General features: G+C 39.6%; 27 protein-coding genes. 25 read left to right on the forward strand and 2 right to left on the reverse strand.

Going from position 1 to position 22,618, the window contains the following annotated elements; genetic code table 11:
- Positions 1-300, forward strand: a complete 300-nt coding sequence (locus EHS11_RS13480; protein WP_135764933.1) for a nucleotidyltransferase domain-containing protein — start codon at positions 1-3, stop codon at positions 298-300.
- Here EHS11_RS13480 and perRA read toward each other — a convergent pair.
- Complete coding sequence (perRA, locus tag EHS11_RS13485; protein WP_135764934.1) at positions 297-737, reverse strand: peroxide-responsive transcriptional repressor PerRA; 441 nt, start codon at positions 735-737, stop codon at positions 297-299. The two genes, EHS11_RS13480 and perRA, sit on opposite strands and share 4 nt — an antisense overlap.
- Positions 738-926: 189 nt before the next feature.
- Here perRA and EHS11_RS13490 point away from each other — a divergent pair, with 189 nt between their 5' ends.
- From EHS11_RS13490 to EHS11_RS13505, 4 genes are all read left to right on the forward strand, one after another.
- Positions 927-1,541, forward strand: a complete 615-nt coding sequence (locus EHS11_RS13490; RefSeq protein ID WP_167884446.1) for an ankyrin repeat domain-containing protein — start codon at positions 927-929, stop codon at positions 1,539-1,541.
- On the forward strand, positions 1,538-2,971 hold the full coding sequence (locus tag EHS11_RS13495) for a catalase (RefSeq protein ID WP_135764936.1): 1,434 nt from the start codon (positions 1,538-1,540) through the stop codon (positions 2,969-2,971). The genes EHS11_RS13490 and EHS11_RS13495 overlap by 4 nt, the downstream gene beginning before the upstream one ends.
- A gap of 82 nt (positions 2,972-3,053) precedes the next feature.
- Positions 3,054-3,713 carry a class I SAM-dependent methyltransferase gene (locus EHS11_RS13500; protein WP_135764937.1) on the forward strand — a complete coding sequence of 220 codons (660 nt, stop codon included), beginning with the start codon at positions 3,054-3,056 and terminating at the stop codon, positions 3,711-3,713.
- 77 nt (positions 3,714-3,790) lie between these two features.
- Complete coding sequence (locus EHS11_RS13505) at positions 3,791-4,426, forward strand: DUF4334 domain-containing protein (protein ID WP_246047887.1); 636 nt, start codon at positions 3,791-3,793, stop codon at positions 4,424-4,426.
- A gap of 359 nt (positions 4,427-4,785) precedes the next feature.
- On the opposite strand, the gene purU is transcribed toward EHS11_RS13505, so the two are convergent.
- Positions 4,786-5,637 (reverse strand): formyltetrahydrofolate deformylase, encoded by an 852-nt coding sequence (purU, locus tag EHS11_RS13510; protein ID WP_135764938.1) that lies wholly within the window; start codon positions 5,635-5,637, stop codon positions 4,786-4,788.
- Positions 5,638-5,816: 179 nt separating this feature from the next.
- On the opposite strand from purU, the gene rfbA reads away from it, so the two are divergent.
- From rfbA to EHS11_RS13610, 20 genes are all read left to right on the forward strand, one after another.
- Positions 5,817-6,716, forward strand: a complete 900-nt coding sequence (gene rfbA, locus EHS11_RS13515; protein ID WP_135764939.1) for a glucose-1-phosphate thymidylyltransferase RfbA — start codon at positions 5,817-5,819, stop codon at positions 6,714-6,716.
- Between the two features lie 6 nt (positions 6,717-6,722).
- Positions 6,723-7,292 (forward strand): dTDP-4-dehydrorhamnose 3,5-epimerase, encoded by a 570-nt coding sequence (rfbC, locus tag EHS11_RS13520; RefSeq protein WP_135764940.1) that lies wholly within the window; start codon positions 6,723-6,725, stop codon positions 7,290-7,292.
- Entirely contained in the window at positions 7,285-8,142 is an 858-nt protein-coding gene (rfbD, locus tag EHS11_RS13525; protein ID WP_135764941.1) for a dTDP-4-dehydrorhamnose reductase, read from the forward strand. Before rfbC ends, rfbD begins: the two co-directional genes overlap by 8 nt.
- Entirely contained in the window at positions 8,115-9,152 is a 1,038-nt protein-coding gene (locus EHS11_RS13530; RefSeq protein WP_246047889.1) for a glycosyltransferase family 2 protein, read from the forward strand. Before rfbD ends, EHS11_RS13530 begins: the two co-directional genes overlap by 28 nt.
- Before the next feature lie 2 nt (positions 9,153-9,154).
- Positions 9,155-10,165, forward strand: coding sequence for a dTDP-glucose 4,6-dehydratase (rfbB, locus tag EHS11_RS13535; RefSeq protein WP_135764942.1), 1,011 nt, complete (start codon positions 9,155-9,157; stop codon positions 10,163-10,165).
- A 415-nt stretch (positions 10,166-10,580) separates the two neighbouring features.
- The gene (locus tag EHS11_RS13540; RefSeq protein WP_135764943.1) at positions 10,581-10,883 is read left to right on the forward strand and encodes a nucleotidyltransferase family protein; all 303 of its coding nucleotides are present in this window, start codon (positions 10,581-10,583) and stop codon (positions 10,881-10,883) included.
- Positions 10,873-11,217, forward strand: a complete 345-nt coding sequence (locus tag EHS11_RS13545; RefSeq protein WP_135764944.1) for a HepT-like ribonuclease domain-containing protein — start codon at positions 10,873-10,875, stop codon at positions 11,215-11,217. Before EHS11_RS13540 ends, EHS11_RS13545 begins: the two co-directional genes overlap by 11 nt.
- A 248-nt stretch (positions 11,218-11,465) precedes the next feature.
- On the forward strand, positions 11,466-11,786 hold the full coding sequence (locus EHS11_RS13550) for a MarR family EPS-associated transcriptional regulator (RefSeq protein WP_109019586.1): 321 nt from the start codon (positions 11,466-11,468) through the stop codon (positions 11,784-11,786).
- Positions 11,787-12,743 (forward strand): GDP-L-fucose synthase, encoded by a 957-nt coding sequence (gene fcl, locus EHS11_RS13555; protein WP_135764945.1) that lies wholly within the window; start codon positions 11,787-11,789, stop codon positions 12,741-12,743.
- A gap of 43 nt (positions 12,744-12,786) precedes the next feature.
- Positions 12,787-13,602, forward strand: coding sequence for an ABC transporter permease (locus EHS11_RS13560; RefSeq protein WP_135764946.1), 816 nt, complete (start codon positions 12,787-12,789; stop codon positions 13,600-13,602).
- 57 nt (positions 13,603-13,659) lie between these two features.
- Positions 13,660-14,310, forward strand: a complete 651-nt coding sequence (locus tag EHS11_RS13565; RefSeq protein WP_135764947.1) for an SIS domain-containing protein — start codon at positions 13,660-13,662, stop codon at positions 14,308-14,310.
- Between the two features lie 11 nt (positions 14,311-14,321).
- Complete coding sequence (locus EHS11_RS13570; protein ID WP_135764948.1) at positions 14,322-15,923, forward strand: glycosyltransferase family protein; 1,602 nt, start codon at positions 14,322-14,324, stop codon at positions 15,921-15,923.
- On the forward strand, positions 15,910-16,473 hold the full coding sequence (locus EHS11_RS13575; protein ID WP_135764949.1) for a WbuC family cupin fold metalloprotein: 564 nt from the start codon (positions 15,910-15,912) through the stop codon (positions 16,471-16,473). Before EHS11_RS13570 ends, EHS11_RS13575 begins: the two co-directional genes overlap by 14 nt.
- Before the next feature lie 13 nt (positions 16,474-16,486).
- Positions 16,487-17,734: a class I SAM-dependent methyltransferase gene (locus EHS11_RS13580; RefSeq protein ID WP_167884447.1), complete on the forward strand. Its 1,248-nt coding sequence runs from the start codon at positions 16,487-16,489 to the stop codon at positions 17,732-17,734.
- Positions 17,735-17,742: 8 nt separating this feature from the next.
- Positions 17,743-18,489 carry an SDR family oxidoreductase gene (locus EHS11_RS13585; protein ID WP_135764951.1) on the forward strand — a complete coding sequence of 249 codons (747 nt, stop codon included), beginning with the start codon at positions 17,743-17,745 and terminating at the stop codon, positions 18,487-18,489.
- A 147-nt stretch (positions 18,490-18,636) separates the two neighbouring features.
- On the forward strand, positions 18,637-19,800 hold the full coding sequence (locus EHS11_RS13590; RefSeq protein ID WP_135764952.1) for a class I SAM-dependent methyltransferase: 1,164 nt from the start codon (positions 18,637-18,639) through the stop codon (positions 19,798-19,800).
- Positions 19,797-20,531: a glycosyltransferase family 2 protein gene (locus EHS11_RS13595; protein WP_135764953.1), complete on the forward strand. Its 735-nt coding sequence runs from the start codon at positions 19,797-19,799 to the stop codon at positions 20,529-20,531. Before EHS11_RS13590 ends, EHS11_RS13595 begins: the two co-directional genes overlap by 4 nt.
- Before the next feature lie 22 nt (positions 20,532-20,553).
- Complete coding sequence (locus EHS11_RS13600) at positions 20,554-21,054, forward strand: hypothetical protein (RefSeq protein ID WP_135764954.1); 501 nt, start codon at positions 20,554-20,556, stop codon at positions 21,052-21,054.
- A gap of 1 nt (position 21,055) precedes the next feature.
- The gene (locus tag EHS11_RS13605) at positions 21,056-21,580 is read left to right on the forward strand and encodes a hypothetical protein (protein ID WP_135764955.1); all 525 of its coding nucleotides are present in this window, start codon (positions 21,056-21,058) and stop codon (positions 21,578-21,580) included.
- A 39-nt stretch (positions 21,581-21,619) separates the two neighbouring features.
- Positions 21,620-22,600, forward strand: coding sequence for an SDR family oxidoreductase (locus tag EHS11_RS13610; protein ID WP_135764956.1), 981 nt, complete (start codon positions 21,620-21,622; stop codon positions 22,598-22,600).
- Positions 22,601-22,618: the final 18 nt, after the last annotated feature.

Below are 22,618 nucleotides of genomic sequence, written 5' to 3' on the forward strand. Positions count from 1 at the left end.
ATGAATTCATTTGGTCTTAAGGAAGAAACGGTTCAAAAAATCCTACAGGTATTTTTTGGGCATCCTAAAATTGAAAATGCGGTCATTTACGGTTCTCGGGCCAAGGGAAATTATCGAACAGGTTCCGATATTGATATTTGTTTGGAAGCAAGTGAGATGGATTTGTCCGAACTGATGCTGATTGAAACCGAGTTGGATGATTTGTTGCTACCTTATAAGATAGATTTATCTTTGAAACATAAAATTGAAAACAAAGATTTGTTAGACCATATAGAAAGAGTGGGGAAAAAATTGATTTAAATTTTAGACGGTTTGCCCTTGAGAGTCACGACCAAACTAGCGTTTGTTAGGGTGAGTCCTGTCTTTTCCTGATAACTCTGAGATAGATTTTCAAAAATTTGTTTTTCCAGATTTTCTTCCAGTTCAATATCTATGATTTCCCCGGTCTCTTCATTGAATGCATGGTGATGGCGGCCCGTATTGGAATCAAAATGAGTAATCCCTGATTTCAATTCCAAAGTTCCTATCACACCTTTCTCGGAGAAAAGTTTCAAATTATTGAAAATGGTGGCTCGGGAAGCATGTGGAAAATGCATATTGATCAAATGAAATACCTCATCCGCCTGGAGGTGTTGGTGTTTGGAAAGGATCAAATGTGCCATTTCCAGCCTTTGGGAAGTAGGACGGATTCCTGCTTTTTCCAAAATTTCCTTTGTTCTCTCGTAAGATTGGTCCATACTGCTAAATTCCTATTTTCTATTTTTTTGTCAATATTTAGACTAAATCTAAAAAAAGTTCTTGTCTAATTTTTCCATATATTTAGACTTGATCTAAATTGATACTAAGTCTCGGAAAAGTTCGTCTTTCCTTTTCCGAAAGGTAGAAGCGGCAAGTAGGGACAAACGGAGCTGGAAATGGAACAGACAATGTTAGCAAAAAAGGGGGAAGGGATGAAAGGAGAACCATCATCCGTTTCTACTTGGGAAAATTACCGTTCCACATTTGCAAATCCCGACAAAAGGCAGGCAGAAATTTTTGATGCCGCAAGGAAGGGGGACTTGATCGGTTTTTTGTCATTGCAGGTCACACAAGAAGAGCTGGAAGCAAAAAATGACAAAGGTTATACGGCACTTATGCTCTCTGCCTATAACGGTCGAGAGGATTTAACCAATATTTTGTTGGGATACGGGGCAAACCCGAACTCCGTAGATCATTCCGGAAACTCCATACTAATGGGAGTTAGTTTTAAAGGGAATTTGCAATTGGCAAAAATTTTGATTCAATCGGGTGCGGATCTCCATTATGCAAGTCCGAAGGGGCAGACTGCCGTACAAATGGCAGTGTTATTCGGAAGAACTGATCTTGTAGAATATTTTGAGAGTTTGACGCATTCCGATTCGCAAGAAGGAGAAATGAATTTGAAACGATCATCTTCATTCCGGTCTTTCTTTCGATTTGCAAAAGCTTGGGCTCAGTATCTGTTTTCATTTGTTTTTCAAAATCAACTCTATAAAAGCAAAAAAGAAGGAGGCTTAAGATGAGTAATGAAACTTTAACAACCGCAGGCGGACAACCGGTGCCGGAAAGCCAGCACAGTGTGACAGCCGGACCCAGAGGACCGATGCTTATTTCGGACACTCATCTGATTGAAAAATTGGCACATTTCAACAGAGAAAGAATTCCGGAAAGAGTCGTACATGCAAAAGGTGCAGGTGCATATGGAGTTTTAAGGATCACAAAAGATTTGTCGGCTTATACTCTTGCCAAAACATTTTCGGAAGTAGGAAAGGAAACTCCTCTCTTCCTTAGATTTTCCACTGTGGCGGGAGAGAAAGGTTCCGCAGATACGGAAAGAGATCCTCGTGGTTTTGCGATTAAGTTTTATACGGAAGACGGAATCTGGGATGTAGTCGGAAACAATACCCCTGTATTTTTTGAAAGAGATCCTTCCAAATTTCCGGACTTTATCCATTCTCAGAAAAGAGATCCGATTACCGGTTATAAAAATCCGGTTCGTATGTGGGACTATTGGTCGAAAGCTCCCGAGGCACTCCACCAAATGACGATTCTATTCAGCGACCGGGGGATTCCCGACGGGTACCGTTTTATGGACGGATTCGGATCCCATACATTCAGTTTTTGGAATAGAAAAGGGGAAAGGTATTGGGTGAAGTTTCACTTTAAATCCAAACAAGGGATCAAAACTTTAAGCCCGGAAAAAGCATCGGAACTTGCAGGAACTGATCCTGATTATGCGACGAGGGATTTGTTCGAAGCAATTGAAAGGAAAAAATTTCCACAATGGAGATTTTGCGTTCAGATTATGCCGGAAGCTGATGCGGAAAAATACAAAGTCAATCCTTTTGATTTAACAAAGATTTGGTCTCATAAGGATTATCCTTTGATTGAAGTAGGGACTTTGGAATTGAACAGAAACCCGAAAAATTATTTTGCGGAAGTGGAACAAGCGGCTTTCTCTCCATCCAATTTGGTACCGGGGATAGGAGCCTCTCCCGACAAGATGCTGCAAGGAAGATTGTTTGCTTATCCTGATGCGCAAAGATACAGATTGGGCGGAAATTACCAGCTAATTCCTGTAAATCGACCTAGGAATCAAGTGAACAATTACCAAAGGGACGGAGTTCGTTTCGATGAGAACGGTAGTTATGATAATTACGAACCGAATGGTTTCAGCGGGCCGGTGCAGGATGAAACTGCGAAAGAACCTCCTCTTCGTATCTCAGGCGATGCAGACAGGTACAATAGCCATTTGGGAAATGATGATTATTCTCAAGCGGGGGATTTGTACAGGTTGCTGACTCCGGACGCGAAGGAAAGACTAACTTCCGTCATAGCTGGAACGATGAAAACTGTTCCGGAAGATATTGTGAAAAAGAATCTTTCTCACTTCTCAAAATGCGATCCTGAATACGGCAAAAAGATTGCAGATAAGTTGGGGATCAAAGTTTAAAAGTAAACGAACCAAGGTCTTTCCGGGCGAAAGGCCTTGGTTTTAAGAACATTGAATTTAAGTGGAATGATTTATCGTCGGATTGTCAGTTTGTATAAACGTATTCGAATTTTCAAAGCCGATGCCTGAAAACAATTTCAAAAAAATCAAAGACAAGTTTGCCGCCGGAACGATTGTTTCCGATTTGGAATTCGATTCTATTTATCCTGAAAATGTAAGTGAGATTTCAAAATACCAATGGAGTCCCGTGGAAGTGATCTTGGAAGCGGTAACATTTTTGGCGGAAGATCAAAATGCAAAAGTATTGGATATCGGTTCGGGTTGCGGTAAGTTTTGTCATGTAGGGGCACTCTCCCGAAAGACGAAATTTTACGGAGTGGAAGAACGCTTTCATCTCTACGAAATTGCCGTGCAGGTTTCTAAAAAATTGAAATTGAATTCGAATCTTTTTCTTCATGCAAACATGAAAGATATTGATTGGAGTTTGTATGATTCTTTTTATTTGTTCAATCCGTTTTACGAACATATCACAAACAAAAACAGCATTGATGAAACAATTCCTAAGAAGGTAAGTCAATTCTTTGCTTATCTTGAGATTGTAAAAAGAAAACTGTTCAACTTGAAATCGGGAACGAAAGTGGTTACTTATAATTCTTTCGGAGGCAAAATGCCTTTAGGTTATAAACGGGTTAAATTGGACAAACGATTCGAGTCCGAACTTGAATTTTGGATCAAAGACTGAATATTTCATTTAATCGTAGTTTTGTGGATACTTATCCGTGTTTTCAATCCTGAAAAGGTAGATTCATCCGTTCCTGTTTGAAAATAGAAAATCGTTCCATTGCTTTGGAAAAACATATCCTAGTCATAGAATCTTTTGAAATATGGAAAGAGGAATTGATAAATCATATGAATGCTTTAGAAAAAAAATTTTATGAGATGAGAGATAAAAAGAACAACTCGACGGAAGATTCTTTTGCGCTCTTCGATCGTTTGGATACGGTCGATATCGGCTTTATGATGGGTCGTTGGCATGGTTCGGACTTTTCCACCGGACATACTATGGACGGAGCATTGGAAACATTCAATTGGTATGGAAAGGAATTTGTTGATCCCGATCATGTTCATCCTCTTGTTTTTAAGTCGTTCGGAAAAACTTTGTTCAAAGTAAATCCTTCTTTAATGCCTGTTCGTTTGGCAACATTGATTCCTTCCGCGCCGCTCCGGCCATTACGATATTTATTTTTAGCAGTTCGGTTTTTATTTCAAACACGAAAATCCAAAGCCCGTGTTCGGCTGATTGAATTTAGGGGAAAGTTGACTGCAACGATGATCTATGATCATTTGCCGATCCATGATGTATTCAGAAAGGTGAATGAAAATACTTTATTGGGATGTATGGACTTTAAAGAAATGAAACAGCCTTTCTTTTTTGTTTTGGAAAGGGATGAATAAGTGTTTTAAATCAATCTGAAAGTGGACCTAGCGCCTCCTCGCAAAAAGGATACGAAGGGCGCGGCACGCGGTCGCATCCTGCGACCGAAGCGAACGCGTAGCCCGTAGTAGCCTGACCCCGAAGGTAGAAGAGGGATTGCGATAAACAGGGAGTAGGTTGCTATATAGTCAAACAAAGTTTCGGGGGTTTGCCCCAAACGGGAAAAAGGCGAACTAAAAATTATTTTTTCGGAGGAAACTTGAAATTGGCTCTACGAAAACGACGGGGTGTGGTAAAGGAAGCCATTGGGTGGCTTTGTGGTTAACCCCTCCCAGTCTCATTAGGGCGGGGATATTATACCGTTGAATCCTTACGCCACCTAGCGAAATATAATTACCCGGTTTTTCCAGATGATTCCCCGGTGTTCCAGCACAAATCGCAATGCGCGCGCGAGAACTACTTTTTCAATATCTCTTCCATGTAACATTAGTTTGTCTTTTGTGAAACTGTGGTCTACGGGTACCACGTCTTGCGCGAGAATGGGTCCTTCATCCAATGATTCCGTAACATAATGCGCTGTGGCACCGATCAGTTTGACCCCCCGTTCGTATGCTTTCTGATAAGGGTTCGCACCGATGAATGCAGGAAGAAAGGAATGGTGTATATTTACAATTTTTTCCGGAAACCGGGATACGAAATCTTTGGATAAAATCCTCATGAATTTCGCAAGGACGATATAATCAAACTTTTGTTTGCTTAATATATCCAGGAGTCGGGCTTCATGTTCCTCCCTGGTGATTCCTTCGTGTCCCACATAACAAAATGGAAGGTGGAAATCGTTCACTAAAGATTCCAGTTCGGTATGGTTGGAAATGACAAGCGGTATATCTATCTCCAGTTCTCCCGATCTATGACGAAGCAATATATCTCCCAGGCAATGCGTTTCTTTGGTAGCAAATAGAATCACCCTTTGCCTTTTTTCCGTATGAATTTGAATCCATGCGCCTTCCGGCAAAAGCCCCGCCAAACGGACCTTCAATTCTTCCGATGGGATGGTTCCGAAAAATTCGGTTCGCATAAAAAAAACGGAATCGATCGGCTCTACAAATTCGTGATTGGAAACGATATTGGAGCCTTTTTCCAAAAGGAGGCCGGTAATGGAATGAATGAGTCCGGGACGATCCGTACATCGAATCAGCAGAACTTCTTTGGAGGATTGTGGGGAGTGCACAGAATAAGTATCGGAAATCGGCTTCGGGTTCTCGCAAAAATGGGTTTCGGAGTAGAGTTCAGTGATTGAACGCTTTGCTTGACGGATGGTGCTCCGTTTTACATTTTGAAAAGCACATGGGACTTAAGGGGCGAAGCTGTGCTCTGGAACCTGAAAAGAGAAAAAGGTAAAAAAACCAAATGAAAGGGATCATTCTTGCCGGCGGATCTGGGACCCGACTGTATCCAATCACCAGGGGGGTTGTGAAACAACTGCTTCCCGTTTACGACAAACCTATGATCTATTATCCTTTGTCTGTGCTAATGCTTGCAGGCATCCGGGAGATTTTAATCATTTCCACTCCTCTGGATACGGACCGATTTAAAGAAATGTTCGGAGACGGATCCGACCTCGGTTTAAGAATAGAATATAAAGTACAGCCGTCTCCCGATGGTTTAGCGCAAGCCTTTCTTTTGGGGGAAGAGTTCTTGAACGGGGACGATGCCTGTCTAGTGCTGGGAGATAATATTTTTTACGGACATGGGCTCACCGATTTACTCCGCAATTCCGTGAAGAAAGTAAAGGAAGAAGGTTCTTCCGTAGTATTCGGATATTATGTGAATGATCCGGAGAGATATGGAGTAGTTGAATTCGATTCTACCGGCAAAGCCTTGTCGATCGAAGAAAAGCCAAATCAACCTAAGAGTAATTACGCGGTAGTCGGACTTTATTTTTATACGTCCGATGTGGTAAAGGTGGCAAAAGAAATCAAACCGTCCGGCAGGGGAGAATTGGAAATCACCACAGTAAATCAGGTTTACCTGGACCGGGGCAAGCTGGATGTAAAACTGATGGGTCGCGGCTATGCTTGGCTAGACACGGGAACTCACGAAAGTCTTTTAGAGGCATCTAACTTTATTGAGGTGATCGAACGGCGTCAAGGTTTGAAGATCGCCTGCCTGGAAGAAATCGCATTCGAAATGGGATACATAGACCGGGAAAAATTATTAAAACTCGCTGAGCCTCTCAAGAAAAATCAATACGGTCAGTATTTATTGAAGTTAATCGAAAGAAAAAACGCAAATATTATTAAAAAGTAAAATCCAGTGATTATAACAGAAACAAGTTTAAAAGATGTTTATTTGATTGAGCCTAAGGTTTTAGGAGATCATCGTGGTTACTTTTTCGAAAGTTTTCGGGATGATATTCTGACTGAAAAAATTCGAAAAATCAATTGGGTCCAGGACAACGAGTCCCTTTCCGTCAAATCGGTATTACGCGGTCTTCATTACCAATTGCCTCCTTTTGCCCAGACAAAATTGGTTCGTATCACCAAAGGTTGTGTTTTGGATGTGGCAGTTGACATCCGGAAAGGATCTCCCAATTTCGGAAAACATATCGTTGTGGAATTGTCGGATGAAAACAAAAAACAATTATTCATTCCCCGTGGATTTGCTCACGGGTTTGTCGTATTAAGCGATACCGCAGTGTTTTCCTATAAAGTGGATAATTATTATTCAAAAGAAGCGGACAGGTCCATTCGTTGGAATGACCCGGAGATAGGAGTGGACTGGCAAGTGAAATTGGAAGACGTCCAACTCTCCGAAAAAGACATTCAGGCAAAACTATTGAAAGACTCCGATTTGTTTACCTATAGCGACAATCTATATGCATAATGTACTTGTAACAGGCGCAAACGGACAACTTGGTTCCGAGTTGAAGGATATTTCCGGAAAGTATTCTGATCAATTTGTTTTTCATTTTGCAGACCGTTCCGGTTTGAATCTTTCCGATGCAAACGAAGTGGATCGTTTTTTAAAGGAAAAAAAGATTCAATCCATTGTCAATGCAGCTGCATACACCGCAGTCGATTTGGCAGAGTCGGAAATAGACAAAGCAAGCGAGGGAAATGTTACCATCCCCAAACTTTTGGCGGAATTGTCGTTTCAACATCGAATTTATCTTATCCATTTCTCCACAGACTTTGTGTTTGATGGAAAATCTTCCATTCCATACAAGGAAGAAGATTTGAAATCTCCTGTTTCCGTTTATGGAAAGACAAAATCGGAAGGAGAGGATTTTGTTTTATCTTCCAACCCGAATGCTTCGATCATTCGCACTTCCTGGGTGTATTCCAAGTATGGGAAAAATTTTTTGAAAACAATTCTCAAACTTTCGAGTGAAAGACCGGAACTGAAAGTGATCTTTGATCAAGTGGGGACTCCTACCTGGGCAAATGATTTAGCGGGTGTTTGTATCGCCTTTCTTTTTAAACAGATGCCTGGAATATTTCACTATTCGAATGAAGGTGTGGCAAGCTGGTATGATTTTGCAAAAGAAATTGTGGAGATAAGTAAAAATAAATCCAATGTTTTGCCGATCGAAACGAAAGATTATCCCACTCCGGCCAAGAGACCGCATTATTCTTTATTAAACAAATCCAAGATCAAAACTTCTTTGGAAATTTCCATCCCTCATTGGAAAGACAGCCTGAAAGAGTGTATGAAAAGTTTGAGCGGGGCTTAAAACAAGTGGCAACCTATTATTCCTTAACCAAAAGAAAAAATCCGGGACTCCTGTCTTTGGTTATACCTTGTTATAACGAAGAAAAGGTGATTCCTTATCTGCAAGATTCTTTGAATGAGATTTTGCCTAAAATACCTGCAAATACTGAAGTCATTCTTGTGAACGACGGCAGCTCGGATAAAACGATCGAGTTTTTGGTTTCTTGGGCGAATAAAGACAAAAGGATCAAGGTTCTTAGTTTTGCACGAAATTTCGGTCACCAAATCGCTGTTACGGCGGGAATGGATCATGCTTTGGGCGATGCCATCGTCATCATGGATGCAGATTTGCAAGATCCGCCGGAAGTGATTCTCGAGATGCTCGCCAAATACAGAGAAGGTTATGATGTGGTTTACGGCAGAAGGGAAGAGAGAGCGGGGGAAACATTTTTTAAAACTGCATCCGCCTGGTTGTTCTACCGTTTGATGAAGATTTTGGTTCATAAGGATTTGCCTTTGGACTCGGGAGATTTCCGACTGATTTCCCGAAAATGCCTGAATGTTCTGAAAGATATGAGAGAAAACCACAGGTTCCTCAGGGGAATGGGTGCTTGGGTCGGGTTCCCGCAAACACCTGTTATCTATAAAAGGGCTCCTAGGGCCGCAGGAGAAACCAAATACCCGCTCCGAAAGATGTTGCGTCTTGCGATCAACGCGGCTGTTTCTTTTTCCCCTCTGCCGCTTCGGTTCAGCCTATCTTTCGGAATATTCATTGCATTTATAGGGTTTTTGGTAGGTATCAGTGCGATAGTAAAAGTGCTTATGTATTATTCCGGGCTTTATCCGAACTTTGTGTACAACCCGGGATGGGCGACTGTAGTCACATTGCTTTGTATTATAGGCGGAGCAATACTGATTGCGATCGGAATTTTGGGAGAGTATGTCGCCCGTATTTTTGAAGAAGTGAAAGGGCGCCCTTTGTATGTAATCGATTCGAAAATCAATGTTTCGGATAGGAAGAATAGGAGATAGTTTTGAAAAGTATTTTGGTTACAGGCGGAGCGGGATTCATAGGCTCCAATTTTCTTCCTTTTTTTATTGAGAAAAACCAGGATTACAAGGTCATTAATTTGGATCTTTTGACGTATGCCGGGGATTTGGAAAACTTGCACGAGTTAAATGGTCACCCTCGGTACGAATTTGTCAAAGGAGATATCCAGGACAAAGGCATGATCCGCAACCTTTTCCAAAAAGAGGATATACGCGGGGTAATTCATTTTGCCGCAGAAAGTCATGTGGATAATTCCATTAAAAACCCGGAAGTGTTTTTGCAAACGAACGTAATAGGAACTTTTGTTTTACTTCACGAGGCATACAATTATTGGATGGACAAACCGTTTCATTTCAAATCCGGTTATGAAAATTCCCGTTTTCTTCATGTTTCTACGGACGAAGTATACGGCACTCTGGGAACGGAAGGGTTATTTTCCGAAACTACTCCTTACGCACCGAATTCACCTTATAGCGCTAGTAAGGCGGGAAGCGATTTTGTAGTACGTAGCTATCATCACACATACGGATTGAATGTTGTTACTACGAATTGTTCCAATAATTACGGACCGAAACAGCATTCCGAAAAACTGATCCCCACGGTAATCCGAAAAAGCCTATCCGGTGAACCGATTCCCGTATACGGGCAAGGAACGAACATTCGGGATTGGTTGTATGTTTTGGATCATGCCAAAGGAATTGACCTTGCTTTTCATACGGGAAAGTCCGGCGAGACCTATAATATAGGCGGTCGTAACGAAAGGAACAATAACTACATTGTAAATAAAATCTGCGAGATTTTGGATAAAAAGAAGCCAAAGCCGGACGGTAAAAGTTATAAAACACAAATCACTTATGTTGCCGATCGGCCGGGACATGATCTTCGTTATGCGATTGATGCGACTAAGATCGAAACGGAACTCGACTGGAAGGCGGAAGAAAACTTTGAGTCCGGTATTGAAAAGACTGTGGACTGGTATTTGTCTAAAAAATAAGGAATGTTTATATTTCTACAGTTGGACCCTTGTTTAGACTACCAGGAAAAGTTGTAAGACCTTTTTGGTTGACAAATCGTAGAATCGGATCAGCTTTTAAGGCGCGGCTGATGCCGCTCGCAGGAAAGCGTTTAAGAAAAACCTACCTGTTGCGATTCTTAAAGATGGTAATGTCGTTCTTGTCTATAAAGATAAGAGTGAAATCATTGTTACATCTTCCGCACAAAGACAAATGCAATCACCTGTTAAAAAAAACATTCCAAAACAATCTAGAAAGATTAAGTGATACCTCGTTTTCGTATGTTTGCCGGACCGAATGGATCCGGCAAAAGTTCATTGTACAACCATCCGGATAAAATCACTTGACACACGGTTTTCTTTCATTAATTTCCGAAAGGATCTTTTCAATATTCATATGTCATCCTTGGATCAAAAACAGATTATTTCCAGACTAACAAACAATATGGAATCATTCAAGAATTTTGGAGTGGTTCATATTGGTTTATTCGGATCTTTTGCTCGGAATGAATCCCGATCTGATAGTGATATCGACATATTGGTCGAATTTGGTCCTGACCAGAAGACATTTGGCAATTATATGGGTTTAAAGATCTTTCTGGAAGATTTGTTTGGACGGAAGATTGATCTTGTTATCAAAGAAACAATTAAAGTAAAACTCAAAGATCAAATCCTGAACGAAACTATTTATGCCGCGTGATGTAGTCATTTTACTTGATGATATTCTTTCTGCCATAGATGAAATCTATCAGTTTTTAAATGGGATCGATGATCTTTCCCAATACAAGAATGATATATTGAGAAAACGGGCAGTGGAAAGGGATCTCGAAGTAATCGGTGAAGTAGTTAAAAAAATTCCCGAATCAATCAAATCATTAAACCCTGATATTGAGTGGCGTCAAATTGCCGGCTTACGTGACTTCATAGCTCATGGTTATTTTGAAATCGATGACTCTATCATTTGGAATACAATTGAAAATCATCTCGCTCCATTCAGAAAAAGAATTTTAGAAATGAGAGCGAATCTCTCGTAATCTGCCGGAATTCTTTCTTGAACTGAAGGTATTTCTCCTGGGATCTCTGAAATGGAGTTCCATATTTGTCGGCTGACGATCATTCCCCATCCACATTATGTCCCATATATTCTTTGTTCAACCTTTGAACAAAACTGCTTGCTTAATCCGGTTCAACTTTTGAACATGGGTGGAATTCTTGTTTTTTACGAGAATGGGACTCATGGGGCGAAGCTATGCGTTACCCCACCCCGAAATCTCCGGTTTTTATGTCTGAATTGGCTGAATTACATAATTATAAACTTTTAAAGTTGTTGGATGACAATCCGAACTTATCCCAAAGAGAGGCCGCCGATGTCTTGGGGATTAGTCTTGGTAAGGTCAATTATTGCCTGCGCGCATTGATTGATAAGGGATGGGTAAAGATCCAAAACTTTAAAAATAACAAAAACAAACTCGCGTACTCGTATCTTTTGACTCCTCATGGAATCGAAGAAAAGGCAAGACTGCTTCGGGAATTTTATGAAATCAAAAAGAAGGAATACGAAGAGTTAAAGAAAGAAGTCGAACTTCTAAAAACCGAGGAATAGATGGATTTAAATTCAAAGATATACGTAGCAGGTCATAAAGGTTTGGTCGGTTCCGCTCTGGTTCGCATTTTGAAGCAGGAAGGTTTTACCAATATTATAGGTAAAGCTAGGACGGAGCTGGATCTGACGGATCAGGGGAAGGTAAGTTCTTTTTTTGAAAAGGAAAAACCTGATTATGTTTTTCTGGCGGCCGCAAAAGTAGGTGGCATCCACGCGAATAACAGTTTCCCTGCCGAATTCATTTTTTCTAATATTCAAATTCAAAATAATATCATCGATGCTTGTTATCGTTATCAGGCAAAAAAACTTGTGTTCCTCGGTTCTTCCTGTATCTATCCGAAATTTGCAAAACAGCCGATGGACGAAGGTCAGCTTCTGGACGGAAAACTTGAGCCAACAAACGAGCCTTATGCGGTCGCTAAGATTGCAGGCATTATCATGTGCCAAAGTTACAACAGACAATACGGTACAAATTATATTTCGGTAATGCCCACGAATCTTTACGGTCCGGGAGACAATTACCATCCTCAAAACTCGCATGTTTTGCCGGCACTTATCAGAAGATTTCATGAAGCAAAAGTAACCGAAGCACCCGAAGTAGTGGTTTGGGGTACGGGCAAACCTCTAAGGGAGTTTTTATATTCCGATGATATGGCGCGGGCTTGCGTATATCTGATGAAAAATTATGATGTAACTGGCGATCCGAAAGGCGGAGAACATGTGAATGTCGGTTCCGGCATCGAGGTTAGCATCAAGGAACTTGCCGAAACGGTTAAAGATGTCGTCGGTTATTCCGGTAAATTGACTTTTGATCTGACAAAACCCGACGGAACTCCCAGAAAACTTTTGGATGTATCCAAATTGCACCAAATGGGTTGGAAACACCAAGTGGAATTGAGAGAAGGAATCCGAATTGCTTATGATGATTTTACCAAAACTGGCGGAGTGGAAAGGTAGTATGATGCGTGTTATGTGTAATAGCATCCGATTGTTTTAAAATATGAATCATCCGACTTCTTTGAAAAGTTTAATCCTTTCCGTCGTTAAAAATTACAGTTTGATTTGGCAAATGACCAAAAGAAATGTAATAGGAAAATACAAAGGTTCCTTTTTCGGCTTATTTTGGTCTTTTATCAATCCTTTGATAATGTTAGGAATCTATACATTTGCATTTAGCGTTGTATTTAAAGCAAAGTGGGGATTGGAAGAAGAGGGGCATATGGATTTCGCCCTTATCTTATTCGCAAGTTTAACCATATTCAATTTTTTCGGTGAAATCCTGAAAGAATCACCACTTTTGATCGTAAGCCAACCTAACTTTGTAAAGAAGGTAGTCTTTCCTTTGGAAATACTACCGATCGCAAATTTACTATCTGCGTCGGTACATATGGGTGCGAGTCTCGTCGTATTTTTGGTTTTTTACGGAATCGCCCATCTTTCCATTCCCTGGACGATCGTATTTTTGCCTTTTATTATCATTCCTTTGACCCTGCTTTCTCTCGGTGTTTCTTATATCTTGGCTTCGTTAGGTGTCTTTTTTCGCGATATCGGTTATTTTATGACACATATCATTACGATTCTGTTATTTACCAGCCCGGTCTTTTTTTCCATGGATAGAATACCGGAAAAATTCCGACATCTGATGTTAGTCAATCCTCTTGCCGCCTTACTTGAAAACGCAAGGTCAGTAATGGTTTTCGAAAAAACACCGGATTTTTTAATCTTGTCCGTTTATACCGTATTTGGAGTTCTTTTCCTGGTGTTCGGGTATTGGGTATTTCAAAAAACAAGAAAAGGTTTTTCCGATGTTTTGTAATTTGAAATTTATTGATAAAGAAGATTTTACATTCATTCTTAAATAACGGAGAAGGTTATGGACGCGAAGAAATTGGAAGAACAGTCGGTATTATTTGCAGATAAATTTTATAACGATATAGTGAAAAGCGTTGAAAGGATTGATAAAAAACTCGTCGCAGAGATCGCTTTACTGTTGTTTAACGCAAAAGAAAACGGCAAGCAGATTTTTTTCTTCGGGAACGGCGGAAGTCATAGCATAGCTACTCATTTAACCTGTGACTTGGGTAAAGGCACAAAGATTACCGGCAAAAAAAATCAGAAATTTTATAAGGTCTTCGCACTCGATAGCGAGGCTTGGCTTACTGCTCAAGCGAATGACGGTAAGGAACCTTTTACCGAAGGTGATTATCCCGGGACATATAACCACGGTTATGATGGAATATTCGTGGGACAAATGGAAAATTTTATCCAAAAAGGAGATATTGCTTTCGGTATCTCAAGCTCCGGAAATAGTCCGAACGTTGTGAACGCACTTTTGTATGCAAAGGAAAAAGGTGCGACTACCGTTGCTATGGTCGGTTTTGACGGAGGAAAAGCGGCAAGTATCGCAGATAAGGTGATCCTGGTTGCAACGGACAAAGGAAAATACGGAATCGTGGAAGCCGTTCACGAAGTGATACATCATTATATTTACGAACTTGCCAAAAAACTGGAAGCCGGTGAATAAGCGTTAGGTATATGAGAGAATTTTTCAAGACCAAAGATTGTTACATATTACTCTTTTTTTATACGATTTCCAATCTTTTACTCTTATTGAATTATGACGGTGTGTTTTGGGACGATTGGGTAACATACAATCAGAGTTTTGAAACATTAAAAATCATGTACGAGGAGATTCAGTTCGTATTGATAGGTTCTTTTGCGACCTTACTTACTAGAATCGGAAATCAAGTTTTTCCATTCCGGTTTTATATATTCGTATTCGGATTTCTAAATGGAGTTTTTCTTTATCAAATTCTAAAGAGTCTGAACCTATTCGATAGAAACTCCGTGTTTTTTCTTACAATGTTGTTTTTGGTGGTTCCTCTGTTCGGTGGAAAGAATGCAATGACACCTTACGGATTGCCTGTTTTTTGCTATTATTTCGGGTTTTATATTCTAACTATTTATTTCGAAAACCCTCGTTTGTGGAAAAGAGCCCTCGCTCTGCTTTTATTCTATTGTTCCTTTTCGTTGAATTCCTTTCTAGTGTTCTATTTTTTCGCCGGTGCATATATTTATTATATGGTTTGGAAACAGAATGGGAAGAAATTTTTCAAATCAAGTTATCTTACTATTTTAAAATATCCTGATTTTTTAATATTGCCGATAGCTTATTTTCTGGTTAAAACCATTTTCTTTGTTCCTTACGGAGACTATGTGGGATACAACGAAGTAAAGACTGAAGGAGTTTTAAACTCTTTCCCACTTTTGGTTGCGTCTTTTGATTTTTCGTATCTTTATCTATTCGAATCTTCCTGGCAAATTTCTAAAATTTTTTGGCCGATCATTTTGGTTGTTGCGGGACTCTTGTCTTTGCATCAACGGAAATTTAAAAATTATTCCTATTGGACAATTGCATATTTTCTTTTCGGTGCTTTTGCTTTTGCGCTGGCGGCATTCCCATATACGGTTGTCGGAAAGTTACCGATGTCTACAAATTTCAACTCCAGACATCAGGCGCTCCTACCTTTGGGAGCTGCTTTTATGACATATATGTCCGTCATAGGCATTTCCCAATTGGTAGGTGTTCGAAAGAAAATCACGCTTGCGACCCTTTGGTTTATCATATTGTTATTCGTAGGTAATAATATTCATCTTTCCTACCGTTTTCATAAAGATAATTTCTATCAGGTATCTTTGCAGGAAAATATGAAAGATAACAAGCTGATCAGAGAAAAGACCACCTTTCTTGCAGTGAATCAACTTGGTTCCAATTTGGTTTACGATCGGCCGATTGATTATTACGAGTGGAGCGGTCATTTGAAGAAAATATTCAACGATGAAACCAGACTTATGGTAAGCGTTGAATTTCTGGATAGATTGGATTTCACTTTAAAAGTGCAAAAATACAAACAAAACAATTTTTCGAATTGGACCCAGTCCGAACCCTATCTGGTTACCATATCCCCAAAACAGAGTTTGAATAAACGCGAGTTCTTATATTTATTTTATCTGCATCTTTTTGATAAAGCTTTGTTTCGGGAGAAATGTAAGCCGTTAACCGAGATAAGTGTGCAAAAGTATGTCGGCAAAGATTGGTTTAAGATTGCAAGGGGGTTGAAAAATGAAAATATCTGAAAATATAAAAAATTTCAACAAAGTATCGGAAGAAATACAATATCCCGTTTTGCCGGAAGTCGTATCGGTCAGTAGTAATGAAATCAAACAATTGATTGAAGAATCAAAGCACACTGATAGAAAAAGAATGAGACTGTGCACTCATACCGATCCTTCCCACGGTCTGCATGAGATGTTGATTGTGCACGAGAAAGATACTTATGTGCGTCCTCATAAACATTTGGGACGCACAGAGTCCTTTCATATCATACAAGGACGTACGGATGTTGTGGTCTATGAGGATGACGGAAATATTCGTGAGGTCGTTCAGATGGGCGAATATAATTCCGGATACAATTTTTATTATCGTTTGAATCAAAGTTTGTTTCATACGATGCTCATCTATTCCGATCATCTTGTTTTCCAGGAAACAACATCGGGACCGTTTGATCCGGCTCTGACATTATTCGCTCCTTGGTCTCCTGCACCAAGTGAGACCGAAGCTTCCGGGATTTTTTTGAAAAACTTAATTAAGGATATAGCAAATATTACTGCTAGTTCGAAACTGTAAAATAGAGGTTATGATGAGTGATTTAGTATATAAGAGAAAAATTTGTCGATTGTGCAATAGCCCGGATCTTGTTTTGGCTTTACCTTTGAAAGCGTCCGCTTTGGCCGATGAGTTTTTGCCTAAGGAGATGCTTCATAAAGAGCAACCTACCTATCCGTTGGATTTATTTTTATGCAAAAAATGCGGATTCTCCCAGTTAGTTGATATTGTCATACCAAAGGCGATTTATATCGATTATATGTATGAAACGGTCAGTTCTCTCGGTTTGGTCGAACACTTCAAAAGATATGCGAAAGAAATAGTTACCGAGCTTTCACTCGGCAAGGATGATCTTGTAGTGGATATAGGAAGTAACGACGGTTCGTTGCTTCGTGCTTTCAAAAGCAACGGAACAAAGGTATTGGGAGTGGATCCTGCGCGGGAGATTGCAAAAAAAGCAACCGAGTCTGGAATCGAAACATTGCCGGATTTTTTTACCCTGGAACTCGCGCAAAAAATCACTCAATCCCACGGCAAAGCAAACGTTATTACTGCAAACAATATATATGCGAATGTTGACGAGCTGGAGCCGCTAACACTCGCAATACGTGAGTTACTTGCGGACGACGGTGTTTTTGTCTTTGAAAGCTTTTATACCCTGGAATGGATTAAAAATATGGTATTTGATTTCATGTATCATGAACATTTGTCTTATTTTAGTGTTAAGCCGGTTCAGGAATTTTTTGATCGTCTGGGCATGGAACTAGTCGATGTATGGCCTATCCCTACCAAAGGCGGATCGATCAGATGTTTCATTCAAAAGAAAAACGGAAAACGTAAAATCAAACCTTCCGTCGAAAAATATATCGCAGATGAAAAAGCTTTCAAACTGCATGATTTGGAAACTTACAAAAAGTTTGAAAATGAAATCAACATTCGCAAACAAGCGGTTCTTGATTATATCAATCCACTACTCGCTTCTGGAAAGACTATTGCCGGTTTCGGAGCTTCGGCGACTACTACCACACTGATGTATCACTTCGAGTTGGAAGGAAAGATTACATTTATTGCAGATGATTATAAGGTGAAACAAAATACTTTCAGTCCGGGTCATCATATTCCCGTTTTACCTCCGGAAGCAATCTATGAAAAGAATCCTGATTACATCTTTATTTTTGCATGGCGTTATACGGACCCGATTGTTGCCAAACACCAAAAATTTTTGGACCAAGGCGGCAAATTCATAGTTCCGTTGCCTAATCTGAAGATCATCGAGAAATAAGATTTCGAATGAAGAAAGCCGAACAAATCCGTCATGTCAATCTGGTTGGTGGCACCAAGGGATTGGGAAACGTATTTCATGCAATTTGTGAAAAAGAAAATTGGCTTTCTTCTTTGGTCGCGAGAAATTCGTCAGCGAATGCAAAGGATGTGTTTCAATGCGATGTCACCGACAAGGATGACATTGCAAATTGTCTGAAACAAATTTCCGAAACAAACGGTCCATTGGATTCGATTGTTTTCTTTCAAAGATACCGTGGAGAAGGGGATTCCTGGAAAGGTCATTTTGAAGTTTCAGTCAATGCGATCGACGATTACATTAAAGAGTCGATCAAATATATGGATACTGATCCTAAAAAGGACAAGTCCATCGTCATCGTTTCTTCCATTTCTTCCTTATATGTTACGGAAGAACAAGACGTAGCATACCATGCTTCCCGTGCAGCGCAGGTTAGTTTGATGAAATACCACGCTTATAAATTGGGGGGTATGGGGATTCGGGTGAATGCGGTATCTTTCGGAAACATTCTTAAGGAAACGAATATAGATTATTTCAATGAAAACCGAAAGCTCAAAACTGCTTTTGAAAATTGCACTCCCTTGAGACGAATGGGAACTTCGGAAGAAATTGCAAATGCGATCAAGTTTCTCGTCTCGAAGGATTCTTCCTGGATTACAGGGCAAAATTTGGTTGTAGACGGCGGTTCCTCATTAGGTTGGATCGAGTCCCATTATCGGACCGAATACGATAAATAAGGCTATTCAAATTGGAAAGGGTTTAAAAGGAATAGACTTAATTACCAAATGCCGAATTTTCACCTCATATCACCGAAATATATTTCCTATATTAAATTACAAACTGCGTTGTAATGATTACAAAACAAGACTGGGTTAGGGTTCACAATGTCCGATATTAAATATAACAACGATTTTTTGGAACATTATACAAAAAATAAAATATCTCCCGTAAGACAGAATATAGTAAGTCTGGAAAATCATTTCTTGGTAAGAAAGGCGTTGTATCGTACTCTTGGTCTTTTGCCAGCAAATTTTAACGGCAAGAGAATTTTGGAAGTCGGTCCTGGCAGCGGGTACAACTCTTTGTATTTTGCAAGTCTCGAACCTTCCCAATTGGTTTTACTTGAGCCGAATCCGGTCGGAGTCACTCATATCAACAACCTTTTCGAAACTTATAAGATGCATTCCGAAAAAGTAGTCATTGAAAATCTGGTATTGGAAGAATATTCGTCGGCTGAGCCGTATGATATCGTGATCTGCGAAGGTCTTTTGCCAGGTATGAGAGACAAACAGGCGTTCCTTGATAAACTTGGTTCCCTTTTGAAACCGGACGGAGTATTGATTGTTACGACCTCCGATGAAGTCTCGATGTTTTTTGAAATCATCAGATATTTTATTGCTCAGAAACTAACGGAACATGTTTCCACTTTTGAGGAAAAAATAGAGATATTGGTCAATTCATTCGGAAGTCATTTGGATACTCTGAAGGGTTTTGGCAGATTGAAAGAAGATTGGTGTGCTGATAGTCTTTTGGGCAACGCGGTTTATAATTACGATATTTCCATGAAAGATTGTATGAACTATCTGGGAAATAAATTCTATTTTTACAATTCTTCTCCTTCCGTTTTGACCGATTATATTTGGTTCAAACAACAGGAATTGGATCCGATCAAGTACAATGAAAAATTCAGTGAACAATTTGAACTGATTCATCATAACTTCTTTCACTACCAGGCGATTCTTCCTGAGAGAGATCCTGAAAAAAACAGACAATTGGAAATTCATTGTGCAGGACTGCTTGAAGCAATGAGAAAACATTTTCATGAAGGTCAGCCTGACACAAATGTTCTTAATGAATTGAAAAACATACATGAAAACTTACTCAACCTAAGTCCCGTGATCGATGATTCTCTTAAAGAGTTGATTCAGATTTTGGAAGGGAAAAAATATTCTCCCGAGCTTATTAGCAAATCTTTCCCCGCATTCGCGTCTTCTTTCGGTAAGGGACAGCAGTATGTAAGCTTCGTGAAAAACAGGGAAACGATATGATAACGATAGGTGTACCTGCTTTTAATGAGGAAGCTGACTTAAATAGTACGATAGAAAGGATCTTTCAGGCGATCAAGTTAACCAAAAGCAAAGAATACGAGATTATTATTGTTAACGACGGTAGTACCGATCGAACTGCCGAAGTTATAAGACAAATTGAAAAAAAATACAAAGCCGTTCGTTCGATCCATCATGAAACGAACAAAGGTTTGGGTGTTTTTGTAAAAACGATTATTAAGGAAGCAAAATACGACAAATTCTGCCTGGTTGCGGGAGATGGCAACGTAACTCTAGATACATTAAAACATTATATTTTGAATGCTTATAAAGCCGAACTGGTATTTGTTTTTATTATGAACACAGAAGACCGATTGGCATCTCGCAGTGTGCTCTCCTTGTTCTATACTTTCGTTTACACCATATGTTTTAATATTCATGTTAAGTATATCAACGGTGCGGTTGTTTTTCCTACCAAATTGATGCGTGAATTGGAAATTAAGGGCAATCGATATAGTTTTGCTGCGGAAGTTGCCGTAAAGCTTCTGTTAAAGGGTTGTTCGTTTTATGAGATGACCGGTTATATAAAACCGAACGTTCATAAGAGTAGCGCCATGAAATGGCGGAACTTGATAGATGTTATTTTTGCGTTCTTTTATTTGCTATATGAGGTAAAAATAAAGTTCAAAAGCCTTTATTCCAAAAAGCCTTCACGGGTTTTTGATGAAGCCTGAGTTTTGATTTTATTTTTTAGTTATGCTGATATTTTTACTTACCGTTTCTTTATTTCTTTTTTCTTTTTTTCTAAACGCAGTTGTTTGGAGAATTCGTCGCCCGATTCAGGATACCCGTGCGATTTTTTTCCTATTTACAGGTGTTCTCGTCGGATTCGTCGTTTTGAATCTCTGCCTTGCTTTGATAAATTTGACGATTTGGAATTGGTTTCATTTTGTTCTGTTTTACTTGGGAATTACATTTGCCTATATGACGACATACAATGTAATCCCACAAGGTAGTCCTACTTTTACGATCCTAATGACTGTCAAAAAATCAAAACAAGCAGGCGTTAGTACCAAAGACTTTGAAGGTCTCGTGACAAATGAAATGTTTATTTCCTCCCGCATTCGCGAACTATTATTTGAAAATCAAATCGAAGAAAGAGGAAATCGTTATTATATTACGGAACCTGGCCTTAAATTTTTAAGAATATTTCTATTTATTAGAAAAATATTAAAGAAAGAAACAATAGGAGGGTAGCATGGATCAAAGTTTTTATTTTCTGTTTTTTCCATGCATTTCCATTTTGATTTTCGTCATTTTCCATATTGCCATTTTCCGTTCCGTAGAGAACATTTCGGTTTTGAAAAGTATTTTGGCAGCTTATGCGATCGGACTTTTTTCATTCCTTTTGATCGCCGCTTTCGTATTCTCTAACGGATTTTTATACTCGTACGCGGCACTGGAATATCTGTTATGCAATTATTTCTTTTACTCCGTTATGTGTTTTTGCTATTTTTGCCTGATCAATCTGACCGATACTTCACTTCGTTTGCGTATGTTATACGAATTGAAAGAGAAACAGTCGGAAGGACTTTCAAAGGAAGATATGCTGAAGTTCTATAACGCTAACGACATCATAAAGATTCGTTTGGAAAAATTGAACGGTGACGGACAGATCCTGAAAACGAATGACAGATATTATCACGGCAAAAGCAGATTGATTCTGGTAGCGTATTTTTTCGAGTTTTTAAGAATTATTTTAATACCGAAAAGTCAGAGATAACTCTGGGCAAAACTGATTATAAAGAAGGAAAAGACATTAATGAAAACAATTGTAACAGGCGGAGCAGGTTTTATCGGAAGTCACTTATGTGACCAATTGGTCCGCGAAGGTCATGAAATAACCGTAATTGATAATTGCAGCACGGGAAGAGTAGAGAATCTACAGCATTTAAAAGATAAAATCAAATTCGTTCAAGCCGATATTGGCACTCAGGGAGCTTGGCAGGATGAGTTCAAAGGAAAAGATTGGGTTTTTCATATTGCCGCTCTTGCCGACATTGTTCCTTCCATTCAGCAACCCAAACAGTATTTTGAAGCGAATGTGCAAGGCACATTTCACGTATTAAGTGCAGCACATGGAGCGGGCGTTAAACGATTGGTGTATTCCGCTTCTTCTTCCTGTTACGGAATTCCGGATGTATATCCCACGGAGGAAACGGCGGAAATAAAGCCTCAATACCCGTACGCCTTAACAAAAAGGATGGGCGAGGAGCTCGTGCTTCATTGGGGATTGATTTACAAACTTCCCGTAATATCACTTCGTTTTTTTAACGTATATGGTCCGAGATCCCGTACTTCCGGTACTTATGGTGCGGTACTCGGAGTATTTTTGGCGCAAAAATTGGCAGGAAAACCTTATACGGTAGTAGGTGACGGAGAGCAGACCCGCGATTTTACTTTTGTAACCGATATCGCCGATGCGATCGTTACCGCAGCAAAAAGCGATAAGTCCGGTCAGGTTTATAATGTGGGAAGCGGTAAAACCGTTTCAGTAAACAAACTGGTTGAACTGTTAGGCGGTGGAAAAGTTTTCATACCGAAACGTCCGGGAGAACCGGATACTACTTTTGCGGATATTTCCAAAATCCAAAAGGAATTATCATGGCTGCCTAAGGTTGATATCGAGACAGGTGTAAACGAGGTTCTGAAAAACATAGAGTATTGGAGAAATGCTCCCGTTTGGACACCTGACAGTATCAATGAAGCAACCAAAGACTGGTTTAAATTTTTAGGAAAGTAGATCTAAACTTGAATGATT

Source organism: Leptospira ilyithenensis (assembly GCF_004771005.1).
Lineage (GTDB): Bacteria > Spirochaetota > Leptospiria > Leptospirales > Leptospiraceae > Leptospira_A > Leptospira_A ilyithenensis.